15 protein-coding genes and 1 pseudogene are annotated in these 14,577 nt (G+C 51.1%); 10 read left to right on the forward strand and 6 right to left on the reverse strand.

The annotated features are described in order from the left end of the window. Positions 1 to 32: 32 nt before the first annotated feature. From FFT88_RS01400 to fabY, 7 genes are all read left to right on the forward strand, one after another. On the forward strand, positions 33 to 1,466 hold the full coding sequence (locus FFT88_RS01400) for an MFS transporter (protein ID WP_130223060.1): 1,434 nt from the start codon (positions 33 to 35) through the stop codon (positions 1,464 to 1,466). 101 nt (positions 1,467 to 1,567) lie between these two features. Further along, positions 1,568 to 2,917, forward strand: coding sequence for an MFS transporter (locus FFT88_RS01405; protein ID WP_135405539.1), 1,350 nt, complete (start codon positions 1,568 to 1,570; stop codon positions 2,915 to 2,917). After that, positions 2,907 to 3,794 (forward strand): aldose 1-epimerase, encoded by an 888-nt coding sequence (locus FFT88_RS01410; protein WP_135405266.1) that lies wholly within the window; start codon positions 2,907 to 2,909, stop codon positions 3,792 to 3,794. Before FFT88_RS01405 ends, FFT88_RS01410 begins: the two co-directional genes overlap by 11 nt. Positions 3,795 to 3,934: 140 nt before the next feature. Beyond that, entirely contained in the window at positions 3,935 to 4,534 is a 600-nt protein-coding gene (yihX, locus tag FFT88_RS01415; protein WP_135405269.1) for a glucose-1-phosphatase, read from the forward strand. Beyond that, on the forward strand, positions 4,528 to 5,400 hold the full coding sequence (locus FFT88_RS01420; RefSeq protein WP_000920721.1) for a virulence factor BrkB family protein: 873 nt from the start codon (positions 4,528 to 4,530) through the stop codon (positions 5,398 to 5,400). Before yihX ends, FFT88_RS01420 begins: the two co-directional genes overlap by 7 nt. Then, positions 5,397 to 5,834 (forward strand): D-aminoacyl-tRNA deacylase, encoded by a 438-nt coding sequence (gene dtd / locus FFT88_RS01425; RefSeq protein ID WP_000560983.1) that lies wholly within the window; start codon positions 5,397 to 5,399, stop codon positions 5,832 to 5,834. Before FFT88_RS01420 ends, dtd begins: the two co-directional genes overlap by 4 nt. 44 nt (positions 5,835 to 5,878) lie before the next feature. Further along, positions 5,879 to 6,820, forward strand: coding sequence for a fatty acid biosynthesis protein FabY (gene fabY / locus FFT88_RS01430; RefSeq protein WP_001297068.1), 942 nt, complete (start codon positions 5,879 to 5,881; stop codon positions 6,818 to 6,820). A gap of 10 nt (positions 6,821 to 6,830) precedes the next feature. Here fabY and FFT88_RS01435 read toward each other — a convergent pair whose 3' ends face one another. Together FFT88_RS01435 and FFT88_RS01440 are read right to left on the reverse strand one after the other, a co-directional pair. After that, on the reverse strand, positions 6,831 to 7,286 hold the full coding sequence (locus tag FFT88_RS01435; RefSeq protein WP_135405271.1) for a helix-turn-helix domain-containing protein: 456 nt from the start codon (positions 7,284 to 7,286) through the stop codon (positions 6,831 to 6,833). Further along, on the reverse strand, positions 7,243 to 7,593 hold the full coding sequence (locus FFT88_RS01440; RefSeq protein WP_135405274.1) for a type II toxin-antitoxin system HigB family toxin: 351 nt from the start codon (positions 7,591 to 7,593) through the stop codon (positions 7,243 to 7,245). Before FFT88_RS01440 ends, FFT88_RS01435 begins: the two co-directional genes overlap by 44 nt. Before the next feature lie 398 nt (positions 7,594 to 7,991). Between FFT88_RS01440 and FFT88_RS01450 the strand changes: the two genes are divergently transcribed. The 3 genes and pseudogenes from FFT88_RS01450 to FFT88_RS25795 form a co-directional block, all read left to right on the forward strand. Then, positions 7,992 to 8,210, forward strand: coding sequence for a CopG family transcriptional regulator (locus FFT88_RS01450; protein WP_135405279.1), 219 nt, complete (start codon positions 7,992 to 7,994; stop codon positions 8,208 to 8,210). Positions 8,211 to 8,428: 218 nt separating this feature from the next. Then, positions 8,429 to 8,671 carry a CopG family transcriptional regulator gene (locus FFT88_RS01455; RefSeq protein ID WP_135405282.1) on the forward strand — a complete coding sequence of 81 codons (243 nt, stop codon included), beginning with the start codon at positions 8,429 to 8,431 and terminating at the stop codon, positions 8,669 to 8,671. Between the two features lie 49 nt (positions 8,672 to 8,720). Then, positions 8,721 to 8,819: pseudogene (locus tag FFT88_RS25795) on the forward strand (hypothetical protein); the annotation flags it as partial. Between the two features lie 181 nt (positions 8,820 to 9,000). On the opposite strand, the gene fdhE reads toward FFT88_RS25795, so the two are convergent. The 4 genes from fdhE to fdnG are packed head-to-tail and all read right to left on the reverse strand — an operon-like array spanning position 9,001 to position 14,524. Continuing rightward, the gene (fdhE, locus tag FFT88_RS01465; RefSeq protein WP_000027708.1) at positions 9,001 to 9,930 is read right to left on the reverse strand and encodes a formate dehydrogenase accessory protein FdhE; all 930 of its coding nucleotides are present in this window, start codon (positions 9,928 to 9,930) and stop codon (positions 9,001 to 9,003) included. Next, positions 9,927 to 10,562 carry a formate dehydrogenase cytochrome b556 subunit gene (gene fdoI, locus FFT88_RS01470; protein ID WP_000829013.1) on the reverse strand — a complete coding sequence of 212 codons (636 nt, stop codon included), beginning with the start codon at positions 10,560 to 10,562 and terminating at the stop codon, positions 9,927 to 9,929. The genes fdhE and fdoI overlap by 4 nt, the downstream gene beginning before the upstream one ends. Next, a complete protein-coding gene (gene fdoH, locus FFT88_RS01475) occupies positions 10,559 to 11,461 on the reverse strand; it encodes a formate dehydrogenase O subunit beta (protein WP_000331381.1) in 903 nt (300 codons plus the stop codon). The genes fdoI and fdoH overlap by 4 nt, the downstream gene beginning before the upstream one ends. Before the next feature lie 12 nt (positions 11,462 to 11,473). Next, a complete protein-coding gene (gene fdnG / locus FFT88_RS01480) occupies positions 11,474 to 14,524 on the reverse strand; it encodes a formate dehydrogenase-N subunit alpha (protein ID WP_130209998.1) in 3,051 nt (1,016 codons plus the stop codon). Positions 14,525 to 14,577: the final 53 nt, after the last annotated feature.

Here is a 14,577-nt window from a genome sequence, read left to right on the forward strand (position 1 = left end):
GCCACCCTACAACAATTAAAAAGGACACTGCGATGAGTCAAATCACCAGTCCTGCAACTTATTCAATTAGTCGGCCACAGGACGTAATTGATATTGTTAATAAGAACTCTGCAATCAACACCAGCATCGGCGTTATTTTTATCGCTTTAGGCGGCATATTGATTGATGCCTACCAGGCGGCGATGGTGGGGTTTGGTAATAAATACATTGCCGCTCAATTTGGCATTTCGCCGGGCCTTGCCGCAACCGTTAATGCGTCAGTATTAATCGCCGCGTTAATTGGTGGTTTATTAGCGAACCGAGTAATAAACCGCTTTGGGCAAAAGCGGGCATTTATTATTGGCATGGGGCTGTGCACCATCGGGGCTGCTGCGGTAGCTATTGCGCCCAGTATCTGGTGGGTACTGGTGTGCCGCGTCATCATGGGCTTTGGCTTAGGCATCGACTTCCCTTTGGCAACCAATGCCGTGGCAGAGCTTCGTGGTTCAACGTCGAAGAAAACCGGAACGTCGGTCAACCTCTGGCAAATGGCCTGGTATGTTTCGACAACCGTTGTTTATTTGGTGCTTTTGCCGCTGCTTCTGTCGGGTATCGCTGAAGAACAGTTGTGGCGTTACGGAATATTCATCGGAGCTATTTTCGCAGTCATCTTCATGGTTTTGCGTTACTTCTTTATTGGTGAATCCGCAATGTGGGCCGCTCGCGTCGGGCGTTACCAGGAAGCCTGCGACATTCTGGGAAAACGTTATGGTGTTCAGGCTCGCGTTGCGGCACCGGGTACAGCAGAAGCCAGATCCTCGGAAAAAGCAGAGAATAAATACAGCGGTGGATATGGCATCTTATTTAATGATCGTTACCGCAAACGCACCATTCTTGGCTGTGTCGTGGCAACCATGCAGGCGTGGCAATATAACGCCGTAGGTGTTTATCTTCCTCTTACGTTGGCGGGAATAATAAGTGGCGGGCTTACTGGTGCGTTGACGGGTTCTGCCGTCGTGAATGCCCTTTGTGGGGTGACTGGCGGGATGATCGGCTCGTTTATTCTCCAACGACTGGGTACTCGCCGACAATCGATGTATGGATTTGCCGTTGTGACCTTAGCATTACTGTCGTTAGGCGCGCTGGCAACGACTAACCCCTGGCTGTCTTTAGGGTTATTGGGATCAATTATTTTCTTCCATTCAGCGGGTCCTGGTGGGCTGGGTATGACTATTGCCACACTCTCTTATCCTCCTGCTATTCGCCCTACAGGGGTCGGATTTGCCCGCGCGATTATGCGCACCGGTGCGATTGCCGGGCTTATTTTCTGGCCGATGCTGTGGGGTGCGTTGAAAACTGAAGCGTTTTACTGGTTGGCAATTGTGCCATTCCTGGGATTCCTGACCTGCGTATTGATTAATTGGGAACCTTTGGGGGCGAATGTGGATGCCGAAGACGCGGAAGTTCTGGCGGAATTGAACAAATAAACATAACGCGTATCGGCATCGGGCCGATGCGCGTATTTATCAGACTGCCCACTTTGTAGTGGGTTATTCCCCAATTTCTCGCCGACCAGGAGAGGAAAATGATGTCTGAAACGTTACCCACACCGCGAGAAGGACTTTCCGGTAAAGCCATGAGACGTGTCGTAATGGGCAGTTTCGCGGGCGCGTTGATGGAATGGTATGACTTCTTTATTTTTGGCACGGCAGCAGGGCTGGTATTTGCTCCGCTTTTTTTCCCGAACAGCGATCCTTTTATAGGTCTTATAGCCGCCTTTGCGACCTTTGGCGTGGGTTTTTTGACTCGTCCCTTAGGTGGCATCGTCTTTGGTCATTTTGGCGATAAAATTGGGCGAAAAATAACACTTATCTGGACACTGGCTATTGTCGGTTGCTCCACATTTTTGATTGGTTTTATTCCGACGTATCAGGAAATTGGGATCTGGGCACCGCTCATATTAATGACGCTGCGTTTAATTCAGGGCTTTGGCCTTGGTGGCGAGTATGGCGGAGCGGCATTGATGACCATTGAATCTGCGCCCGAATCCCGGCGCGGTTTTTTAGGTTCGCTTCCACAAACGGCTGCATCAGTGGGGATTATGCTGGCAACCGGTGTTTTTGCGCTCTGTAACCATTTACTGACTCAGGAACAGTTTCTCTCCTGGGGATGGCGTATTCCGTTCTGGCTTTCTGCGGTGATGTTGAGCGTTGGATTATTTATCCGCCTACATACTGAGGAGACACTGGATTTTCAAAAGCAAAAAACGACGAATAATAAAGAAAAGTCTGTTCCTCCGTTGATTGAGTTATTCAAAAAACATCCGCGAAATATTTTATTAGCGCTGGGCGCGAGGCTGGCGGAGAGTGTCTCTTCCAATATTATTAACGCCTTTGGTATTGTTTATATTTCCAGCCAATTAGCATTATCGCGAGATATTCCCCTGACGGGGATGTTGATTGCCTCGGCGATCGGTATTTTCAGTTGTCCGTTGGTCGGGTGGTTATCAGATCGTATAGGTCAAAAATGTCTGTATTTATCAGGCGCGGGATTTTGTGTCCTGTTCGCGTTTCCTTTCTTCTTATTGCTGGATAGTAAAAGTACGCTCATCATCTGGTGCAGTATGATCCTCGGCTATAACTTAGGCCCGACGATGATGTTCGCCGTGCAGCCGACACTCTTCACCCGCATGTTCGGCACCAAAGTACGATATACCGGCCTTTCTTTTGCCTATCAATTTTCCGCGATTCTTGGCGGATTAAGCCCTCTTATCGCCTCAAGTTTGCTGGCGCTAGGGGGAGGAAAGCCGTGGTATGTCGCTCTGTTTTTATTTGCTGTCTCAGTTCTTTCTTTTGTTTGCGTCTGGCTGATTGAGCCGACTGATGAACAAGAAACCGCTTCTTACCGCTACATCAGGGAACAATCACATGAAAACTGAACGGAAAAACGAACATCACCAGGCGCTACAGCTCGCATTTGACGCGCCCTGGCCTGGGCCTGTAGGAGAGTTAGTGACGCTGGAAAAAGGCAATATTCGCCTGCAGATTTATCCGCATGATGGTGCCAGGATAACCTCGTTACAGGCATTTGGTTCTGAAGTATTACGCCAATGGCAGCCGCAACGCAGAGCTTTTCAGTACGGCTGTTTTCCAATGGTGCCGTGGGCAGGGCGACTGGGGAACGCGACGCTGAATGCTGGTGGGCAATGTTATTCTTTACCCGCCAATAAACCACCGCATGCATTGCATGGTATGGCTTGTTACTCAACGTGGAAAATCATCGACAAAACAACAGATTCCCTGACTTTACGTATGCCCCTGGCTTCACCGTGGCCCTGGCAAGGGGAAGTGGTTCAGACTTTTTTGCTGGAGAATGATGCGCTGGTTTTGCAACTGGAAATCCATTCACATACCGATACATTCCCGGCCTCTGCAGGCTGGCATCCGTGGTTTGCGAAAAAGCTGACCCCGCAAAGCACAGAATCGTTGCAGGTGCTTTTTGATGCGGACTGGCAAGAAGAAGCGGGTAATGATGAACTGCCAACAGGAAATCGCATCTCTCCTCAAGCCGGTCCCTGGGATGACTGTTTTGGTTTTTATGACGGGATGAAGGTTAAGTTACTGTGGCCTGGTAAACTCGCGATGACCATGACTTCGTCTGCAAACAGTCTGGTGGTATTTGATAAACAGCCTGATGCTACCTGTGTTAATCCGCTTACCCAGGCACCTAACGCAATAAATTTAACGCCAGAATTGGTGATGCCAGAGAAGCCGCTGGTCATCGAAACTCGTTGGCAATTTACACCTGAATCTTAACCATTCATCTATTGCGAAAAAGTCAGTGAAATTACTCTGCTTTTTCGCAATCAGCATCACAAGATTACCCTTATTGCCACATAGCCAAACCCATCCTTTCCCGCTACAGTTAATTTCTTGTGGCGAGAAAGGAGGCAAAAATGCTCTATATCTTTGATTTAGGTAATGTGATTGTCGATATCGACTTTAACCGTGTGCTGGGAACCTGGAGCGATTTAACGCGTATTCCGCTGGCATCGCTTAAGAAGAGTTTTCATATGGGGGATGCGTTTCATCAGCATGAGCGCGGGGAAATTAGCGACGAAGCGTTCGCAGAGGCGATGTGTCATGAGATGGCTCTACCGCTAAGCTACGAGCAGTTCTCCCACGGCTGGCAGGCGGTGTTTGTCGCGCTGCGCCCGGAAGTGATCGCCATCATGCATAAACTGCGTGAGCAGGGGCATCGCGTGGTGGTGCTTTCCAATACCAACCGCCTGCATACCACCTTCTGGCCGGAGGAATACCCGGAAATCCGTGATGCTGCTGACCATATCTATCTTTCGCAAGATCTGGGCATGCGCAAACCTGAAGCGCGAATTTACCAGCATGTTTTGCAGGCAGAAGGTTTTTCACCCAGCGATACAGTCTTTTTCGACGATAACGCCGATAATATAGAAGGAGCAAATCAGCTAGGCATTACCAGTATTCTGGTGAAAGATAAAACCACCATCCCGGACTATTTCGCGAAGGTGTTATGCTAAAAACCATCCATGAAAAAGCCAGGCATCGTACCCGTCCGCTATGGGCCTGGCTGAAACTACTCTGGCAACGCATTAATGAGGACAACATGACCACCCTGGCAGGTAATCTTGCCTATGTGTCGTTGCTCTCATTAGTGCCGCTGGTTGCCGTTGTTTTTGCGCTTTTCGCCGCTTTTCCCATGTTTTCCGACGTCAGCATTCAGTTGCGTCACTTTATTTTTGCCAACTTTCTGCCTGCCACTGGCGACGTTATCCAGCAATATATTGAACAGTTTGTTGCCAATTCCAACAAGATGACTGCCGTCGGGGCATGTGGCCTGATCGTCACGGCGTTATTGTTGATGTATTCCATTGATAGCGCATTGAATGCCATCTGGCGAAGTAAACGGGTACGGCCAAAAATTTACTCTTTTGCTGTGTACTGGATGATCCTGACGTTAGGGCCGCTGCTGGCAGGGGCCAGTCTGGCGATCAGTTCCTATCTGCTCTCCCTGCGTTGGGCGAGCGATCTCAATACTGTCATCGACAATGTGCTGCGTATTTTTCCGCTGCTGTTGTCGTGGATCTCCTTTTGGTTGCTTTACAGCATCGTTCCCACCATCCGCGTACCGAATCGTGATGCTATTGTCGGCGCGTTTGTCGCCGCACTCCTGTTCGAAGCAGGAAAGAAAGGTTTCGCGCTTTATATCACCATGTTCCCGTCATATCAGCTCATTTACGGCGTGCTGGCGGTGATCCCCATTCTCTTTGTCTGGGTGTACTGGACATGGTGTATCGTCTTGCTTGGCGCGGAAATTACTGTCACTCTCGGGGAATACCGCAAACTAAAACAAGCAGCTGAACAAGAAGAAGACGACGAACCATGATTGCATTAATTCAACGCGTAACCCGTGCCAGCGTCACCGTGGAGGGAGAAGTGACGGGCGAAATTGGCGCGGGACTTTTGGTGTTATTGGGTGTCGAAAAGGATGACGACGAACAGAAAGCAAACCGTCTGTGCGAGCGTGTGCTCGGCTATCGTATCTTCAGCGATGCCGAAGGCAAGATGAATCTCAACGTGCAACAGGCGGGCGGTAGTGTGCTGGTGGTTTCCCAGTTTACCCTTGCCGCAGATACCGAACGGGGGATGCGCCCAAGTTTCTCCAAAGGCGCATCACCGGATCGCGCAGAGGCGTTATATGACTATTTCGTCGAACGCTGCCGTCAGCAGGAGATGAACACGCAAACAGGACGCTTCGCTGCGGATATGCAGGTATCGCTGGTCAATGATGGTCCCGTGACATTCTGGTTGCAGGTATGAGCCAGCTTCCAGGGGTGTCACGGGAAACAAGAGAGAGTATCGCTATGTATCACCTTCGGGTTCCACAAACAGAAGAAGAATTAGAGCGCTACTATCAGTTCCGCTGGGAGATGTTGCGTAAACCCTTGCATCAACCAAAAGGTTCGGAACGCGACGCCTGGGATGCGATGGCGCATCACCAGATGGTCGTCGACGAGCAGGGTAATCTGGTGGCAGTAGGGCGGCTGTATATTAATGCCGATAACGAAGCGTCCATTCGCTTTATGGCCGTTCATCCCGACGTGCAGGACAAAGGGCTGGGCACGCTGATGGCGATGACCCTGGAGTCAGTGGCGCGCCAGGAAGGCGTTAAGCGCGTGACCTGTAGCGCCCGTGAAGACGCGGTGGAGTTTTTCGCCAAGCTGGGGTTTGTTAATCAGGGAGAGATCACCACACCAACCACCACGCCGATTCGCCATTTTTTGATGATTAAACCCGTCGCTACTCTGGATGACATTCTGCATCGTGGCGACTGGTGCGCGCAGTTGCAACAAGCGTGGTACGAACATATCCCGCTGAGTGAAAAAATGGGCGTGCGCATTCAGCAATATACCGGGCAAAAATTTATCACCACCATGCCGGAAACCGGCAATCAGAATCCGCATCATACGCTGTTTGCCGGGAGTTTATTCTCGCTGGCAACGCTCACCGGTTGGGGGCTTATCTGGCTGATGCTGCGCGAACGCCATCTCGGCGGAACGATTATTCTTGCCGATGCGCATATCCGCTACAGCAAGCCGATTAGCGGTAAACCTCATGCGGTAGCCGACCTCGGTGCCTTAAGCGGCGATCTCGACCGTCTGGCGCGCGGACGAAAAGCACGGGTACAAATGCAGGTCGAAATCTTTGGCGATGAGACGCCGGGTGCAGTGTTTGAAGGCACGTATATCGTTCTGCCCGCGAAGCCATTTGGCCCGTATGAAGAGGGCGGGAACGAAGAAGAGTAGGGTGGATATTTTACTTATCAATAAACGCTTCAGCCGGGAGATTAAAACGCTCGCTTAACGCCTTGATATGGCGAACGGTGAGCGCCCGGCGCCCATTAAGAATATTACTCACATTGGATTTAGAGCCAAGTTCTTGTGCCAAATCAGCCGCTTTAAGCCCATGTTGATCCATGAGCATCCTTAACAGACTTACGCCACAAGGGGTTGCCGCTAACCGCTGATTGAAATGCTGAAATTCTGGAGCGTTATTTTCATAGTCGCGTATCCGCGCGCAGAGTAATTCAAACAAAGGGTTTTCCAGATCGTCACGATCAACTAAAAATTCGATCAGTTTCAGCGCCTTATGGTATTCCTCTTGATCCACTTTAGGGCCACATAAAGGGATGTCTTTCACTGCGTGGGTGAAGGTCTTAACCAGCATTTCAAAATTGGCCGAGTCTTCTGCTGGAGTGTGATGGGTTCTCATTTTTATGGCTCCGGTACCAGGTTGTGAGTCGGTCGTATTCATTGTGGGTAACAATATGTTTGATAAAACACTTTTGGAGCCTGAAATCTATATAGGCGATAAGTCGTAAATGATTGCCTGCAATATTAATAACCCACCATTTATCTCTGTATTTAAAATTATCCAGTGAGGGAATATATCTCTTCATCTCACCCGGATCGCTAAACGCTGTTTTCTCAAGAAGATTTAATAAATCAATAAGTGCATCTTCGTAAGGTGGAAAGCGTTTTATCGCCTCGTTAAAAGGCTTGTGGCTGATAACATGCATGGTGTAATTCCATTACGAGTTTTCAACCTGAAAACACTGTAAGGCAGACCTGTGATATTTTCAAGTTGAAAACAATTTTTATCTGGATCCGGAGTTATCTACCTGCTCTCCAGGCCACATCCCGTAGCGCTGTACGCGCTGCCTAGCTGAAAAAATCCGTGGTGATAAACTCTGCAATTCCTTTTTCCAGTGCCATTGGAGAACTCATTTTGCAGTACGAATGCACAGCCTTATACGCCCGTTTTTGCTGGATGGAAACAGGGAAATTCACGGGCGTGAAAAATCTGGAAAGCGTCTCGCAAAAACAAAACAACATGCAAATATCCACTTTCGTTAATTAATTTTTCGGCGTAATTTTCGCACATACATTAATGAGTAATATATGTAAGGTGGTGGCAATGGCGATGAATACGGTTTTTCTTCATTTATCAGAAGAGGCAATTAAACGGCTGAATAAACTCAGGGGCTGGCGTAAGGTTTCACGATCTGCAATTTTACGCGAAGCGGTAGAGCAATATCTGGAGCGTCAGCAATTCCCGGTACGTAAGGCAAAAAGTGACAGGCAAAGGGGTGAGGTAGTTGGTGTTGATGATCAGTGTAAGGATCATAAGGAATGACAAAAAATTTTTTATTATTGAATATAAAAAACCAGATGCTCTTATTCTGGCATTAATACAAGGCTGTTTTACCTGAACTTATAATAACTGCAACTGTTACATCATATCTGGAAAACGCCTCGCAAAAATAAAAGTGATACGTAAATGCACTTTCTTTAAGCATTCGACAAAGGTACTTTTCTCTCCATAGATTCAAAAATGATATTGGCGAGATATTTATGAACTCTCTGGCAGGTATGGATATGGGCAGAATTTTACTCGATTTATCGAATGAGGTGATTAAGCAACTTGATGATCTTGAGGTGCAGCGTAATCTTCCTCGTGCGGAGCTATTACGGGAAGCGGTAGATCAATACCTGGTAAATCAATCGCAAACAGCAAGAACCAGTGCTTTTGGCATATGGCAAGGGCGTGAGGAAGATGGTGTCGAATACCAGCGTAAGCTGCGCGAGGAATGGTAATGGCAAAAATGATATCAATCAGATTGCTGACAACGTGCGCGTTGTTCATGCCGGATGCGGCGTGAACGCCTTATCCGGCCTACAAAGTCCTGCAAATTCAATGTGTTGTAGTTTATTGGTAGGCCTGATAAGCGTAGCGCATCAGGCAATCTTACGCTTGTCATCAGTCTCATACCCATAACCTTATTGATGTGTTGGTGGGTAAATTGAGGGCAAACAGACATTGGCGACATGGTCTTGAATGGATAACGCGGAATACGAGAGATGGTGTCGTCACACCCTATGAGCTGTAATCCGGGCGACCAGCGCCACCCGGAAAACGTCAGAGATTACTCCCCTTCACCCGGAAACAGGAACGGGTTGATGGAACTACGGGCGTAGCCTTCTTGCTCCATTCGCGCGTCCAGGACCAGAGAGGCGAGGTCATCTGCCACGGCTTCAACTTTTGGTTCTTTTTCCTGATAAAGAATCTTCAGGTAAGTGCCGCAGTCATCGCAGCTTTCGGCTTTAATCGCGGCCTGTTCGTCATCCAGCGACCAGTAATGCAGTTTGCCGCTCTGTTCACAGTTGCTGCATTTTACGCGCACTACGTGCCATTCGGTTTCACACAGGTTGCAGTGCAGGTAACGCAGACCCTGAGTGGTGCCAATTTGCACCATGCTGGACACAGGCATAGAACCACAAACCGGGCAATATTGACGCTGTTCGCCGTATTCAGCGCGGGCTTTGCCGGGGATCAGATTGGCCATCTGCGCCCAGTAGAGCGACAGTGCAGCCCAGATAAACGGCGCTTTATCGCTGCTGACGGACGAGAAATCAGAGGCAAACAGTGCGCTGGCCATATCTTCCAGCTCCTGGGTCGATGCCTTCTCCAGATTCTCAATCACTGCCAGCGCCGGGCCGCTCATTTCAGGTTTCAGTTCAGCAATCAGCGCCATCAGCAGTTTTTGCCAGTGCTTATCACGCGGCAGAACGTGAATATCCAGCGGGGGCTTGCCTTGTGCGCTGGCTTCTTTAATGCGCGCGGTCAGATCCATCTCCAGCGGATGGTCGTACAGCACCACTTCCTGGGCGTGGGCGATAAGCGCAGCAAAGCGCAGGTAATCACCCAGCGGATTATTTTCTGCCAGCTCGCGCAGACGCTCGGCGCGGCGGTTGTATAAATTCTTGAGCCGAGGGAACAATAACGGCGGAATCATATCCGCCGTACGTTTCTCGCTCGAACCCAGCTCATCTTGCGGGATTATGCGAATACTCATTCAGCTTTCTTTTCCGTTGTCTTGCGGACCTCACGGTACCAGCGCGGGTGATGTTTCTTCGCCCAGGCGCTGGTAACCCATCCTTCCACCATGGCGGTAATCGTGCCTTTCACCCAAAGGGCGGCGTAGATATGCACCATGATAACCACAATTAACGCCACTGCGGCAAATGAATGCAGCATTAACGCGAATCGGATCACCGGGATTGAGAAAGCAGGCGCAAAATAAGGACGCCAGATAATCACGCCGCTCACCAGCAGCAGAACCAGGAAAATAATCGCCGCCCAGAAAACGCATTTCTGACCGAAGTTATAACGCCCGGTGTCACCTACTTCCTCGTTGACGACGATCTTACGAATATTCTTCGCCCAAAAGATATCATCCCGATTGATTAGGTTGTGATGCCAGTAACGGAAAAACATGATGATGAACGAGGCAAACATAACCACGCCGACAAACGGGTGCAGAATTCGCGCCAGCTGCGGTGTGCCCATGATTTGCATCAACCAGTTGAAGGACGGGAACAAAAAGCCCAGCCCGCTCACCGCCGCCAGGATGAAGCAGAAGGCGGTGATCCAGTGGTTGATACGTTCCGGCGCGGTGTAGCGCACGATGGTGTCACGTCGTTTCATTTGCGCTCCTCGTCTTTCTCTTCGTGCAGATTGTTCTCTTCCTCATCCGCACGGTTCGGACCGACACCCACGTAGTGGAAGATACTGGCCGCAAAGGTAGCCGCAAAGCCAACAGCCGCGAGCGGTTTCCAGATGCCTTTCCAGAATTTCACGGTTTGGCTGATTTCCGGGTTCTCCGGCAAGCCATGATACAGATTTGGCTTGTCAGCATGGTGCAGCACGTACATGACGTGTGTACCACCAACGCCTGCCGGATCGTACAGACCCGCATTGTCGTAACCACGGGTTTTCAGCTCAGCCACGCGCTCGCTCGCCAGCGTTTTCATCGACTCTTTCGTACCGAAGTGAATCGCACCCGTCGGGCAGGTTTTCACGCAGGCCGGTTCTTGCCCAACCACCACGCGGTCAACGCACAGCGTACATTTGTAGACGCGGTTGTCTTCCGGGTTGAGGCGCGGAATATCGAACGGGCAGCCCGCAATGCAATAACCGCAGCCAATGCACTGCTCGGACTGGAAGTCGACGATACCGTTGGCATACTGAATAATTGCCCCTTCCGCCGGGCACGCTTTCAGGCAGCCTGGATCGGAACAGTGCATACAGCCGTCTTTGCGGATCAGCCATTCCAGTTTGTCGTTCTGCTCCACTTCCGAGAAGCGCATTACCGTCCACGATTTGGCGCTTAAATCATTGGGGTTGTCGTACACCCCAATGTTATTGCCGACGGTATCGCGAATGTCGTTCCACTCTGAACACGCCACCTGACAGGCTTTACAGCCGATGCAGGTGGTGACGTCGATGAGTTTCGCCACTTCTTCCTGGAAGTCCCGCGCCTGAGGCGCGGGGGTCAGACCGTTAGTCGCGGAGCGACGAATAATGTCTTGCGATTGATAAGCCATATGTCGTCTCCGTTATACCTTTTCCACATTCACAAGGAAGGACTTAAACTCTGGCGTCTGCGTGTTCGCATCACCAACGAATGGCGTCAACGTATTGGCAATAAAGCCTTTTTTCGCAACACCTTCATAGCCCCAGTGAATCGGAATACCGATGGTATCGATATCTTTGCCGTTCGCTTTCAGCGTGCGAATGCGTTTGGTCACCACCGCTTTGGCTTTGATATAGCCACGGTTGGAGGAGACTTTCACGGTATCGCCCTGGGCAATGCCAAGTTTATTCGCCAGCGACTCCCCGATTTCCACAAACTGCTCTGGTTGCAAAATCGCGTTCAACAGCGCGTGTTTGGTCCAGTAGTGGAAGTGCTCGGTCAGACGATAGGTGGTTCCGACATACGGGAACTTATCGGCTTTACCCAATGCTTCGGCGTCGTCTTTAAAGATTCGCGCAGCCGGGTTCGAGATAACGTTTGGATGCAGCGGGTTAGTTCCCAGCGGCGTTTCAAACGGCTCGTAGTGTTCCGGGAACGGACCTTCCGCCATCTTATCGAGGGCAAACAGACGCCCCATGCCTTCCTGCTGCATGATAAACGGCCCGACGCCACTGCCCGGAGGTGCTGCGCTGTAGTCCGGAATATCCCAGCCGGTCCACTTAGTGCCGTCCCATTTCAGCAACTGACGCTTCGGATCCCACGGGTTACCCTGCGGGTCTGCGGAGGCGCGGTTATACAGAATGCGGCGGTTAAGCGGCCATGCCCATGCCCAGCCCAGCGTGTTACCGAGGCCAGACGGATCGGCGTTATCACGGCGTGCCATCTGGTTACCTTCTGGCGTCCAGCTACCGGCGAAAATCCAGCAGCCACAGGAGGTCGTACCGTCATCGCGCAGTTGGGCGAACGAGCTAAGTTGTTGGCCTTTCTTGACGATAACCGCACCGGTTGCCGGATCGGTAATATCGGCCAGCGCCTTACCGTTGCTCTCCATCGCCACTTCTTCTGAAGATGGCTCATGCGGGATAGCGTAGTTCCAGGTCATGTTCAGCACCTGGTCCGGGTTCGCGCCACCCTGTTCGGCATACATCTTGCGCAAGCGCAGGAAGATACCGGAGAGGATCTCGCCGTCAGTCAGCGCAATCCCCGGGGCGTCCGCACCTTTCCAGTGCCACTGCAACCAGCGACCTGAGTTAACGATTGAACCGTTCTCTTCCGCGAAGCAGGTCGATGGCAGACGGAACACTTCGGTCTGGATCTTCGACGAGTCAACTTCGTTCAGCTCACCGTGGTTCTGCCAGAAGTTAGAGGTTTCAGTGTTCAGCGGGTCGATGGTGACGAGGAACTTCAGTTTCGACAGACAACCGATCACTTTGTTTTTGTTCGGGAATGAGGCAACCGGGTTAAAGCCCTGGCAGATATAGCCATTGACCTTGCCCTCTTTCATCATCTCGAAGTATTGCAGGACGTCGTAGCCTTTATCCCACTTCGGCAACCAGTCAAAGCCCCAGCTATTTTCCGCCGTTGCTTTATCGCCAAAGAAGGCCTTCATCATGGAGACGAAGAATTTCGGGTAGTTGCTCCAGTAGTTAACCTGTCCTTCCAGCAGCGGTTTCGGCGTGCTGGCGGCGAGGTAGGTTTGCAGATCGGTCTGCTTCTCGCTTGGCAGCGTCATGTAACCTGGCAGGCTCTGCGACAGCAGCCCCAGGTCCGTCAGCCCCTGAATATTGGAGTGACCGCGCAGGGCGTTAACGCCGCCGCCTGCCATCCCCATGTTGCCGAGCAGCAGCTGGATCATCGCCATCGTACGAATGTTCTGCGCACCAACGGAATGTTGCGTCCAGCCGAGCGCGTAGAGGAACGAGGCAGTTTTATCGTGAGCACTGGTTTCTGCGATGTATTCGCAGACTTTCAGGAACGCGTCTTTTGGCGTACCACAGATGTTTTCAACCACATCTGGCGTGTAGCGGGAAACGTGCTGTTTCAGCAAGTTCCACACGCAGCGCGGATGTTGCAGCGTGGTATCGCGTTTGGCGAAGCCGTTTTCGTCCAGTTCGTAAGTCCAGGAGGATTTATCGTACTTGCGTTTTTCCGCGTCGTAGCCGGTGAACAGGCCATCTTCAAAGCCGTAATCCTCACGCACGATAAGGCTGGCGTTGGTATAGGCTTCGGTGTATTCGCGGTTGAATTTTTCATTGTTCAGCAGGTACAGCAATACGCCTGACAGGAAAGCAATGTCAGTACCGGAACGAATAGGGGCATAGTAGTCAGCCACCGCCGCCGTACGCGTAAAGCGAGGATCGATCACAATCAGCTTCGCGCCGTTGTGAATTTTGGCTTCCATCGCCCAGCGGAACCCGACCGGGTGAGCTTCAGCGGCGTTACCGCCCATCACCACGACGAGGTTGGCGTTCTTGATGTCGACCCAGTGGTTGGTCATCGCACCGCGACCAAATGTTGGAGCAAGACTTGCTACCGTTGGTCCGTGTCAGACACGCGCCTGGTTGTCGACCGCGAGCATACCCAGCGCGCGGGAGAATTTTTGCGTTAAATAGCCGGTTTCGTTACTCGACGCGGAAGCACACAGCATCCCGGTGGAGAGCCAGCGGTTAACAGTCACGCCTTCGGCGTTTTGCGCAATGTAGTTAGCATCGCGGTCTTCTTTCATCAGTTTGGCGATGCGATCAAACGCCTCTTCCCAACTGATTTGCTGCCATTTATCAGAACCTGGCGCACGGTATTCCGGAAACTTCAGACGGCTTTCGGAGTGGATGAAATCCACCAGGCCAGCGCCTTTCGGACAAAGTGCACCGCGGTTGACCGGGTGATCCGGATCGCCTTCGATATGGAAGATAGATGCTTTGGCGTTTTTTGCTCCGTCACCGAGGCTGTACATCAACAGCCCACAGCCTACGGAACAATAGGTGCAGGTATTACGGGTTTCGCGGGTGCGCAGCAGTTTATACTGCCGGGTTTCCGCGAGTGCTACGCTGGGTGCAAAACCCAGTGCCGCTGCCGTGGTGCCTGCCATACCGCCAGCGCAGATCTTAAAGAACTGCCTTCTGCTGACCTGCATGGATTGCTCCTTGTTTCGACATTGTCACGTCCCATTTACATTCGCTTGCTGAG

Origin of the sequence: Escherichia sp. E4930 (assembly GCF_005845405.1) — a bacterium.
Lineage (GTDB): Bacteria > Pseudomonadota > Gammaproteobacteria > Enterobacterales > Enterobacteriaceae > Escherichia.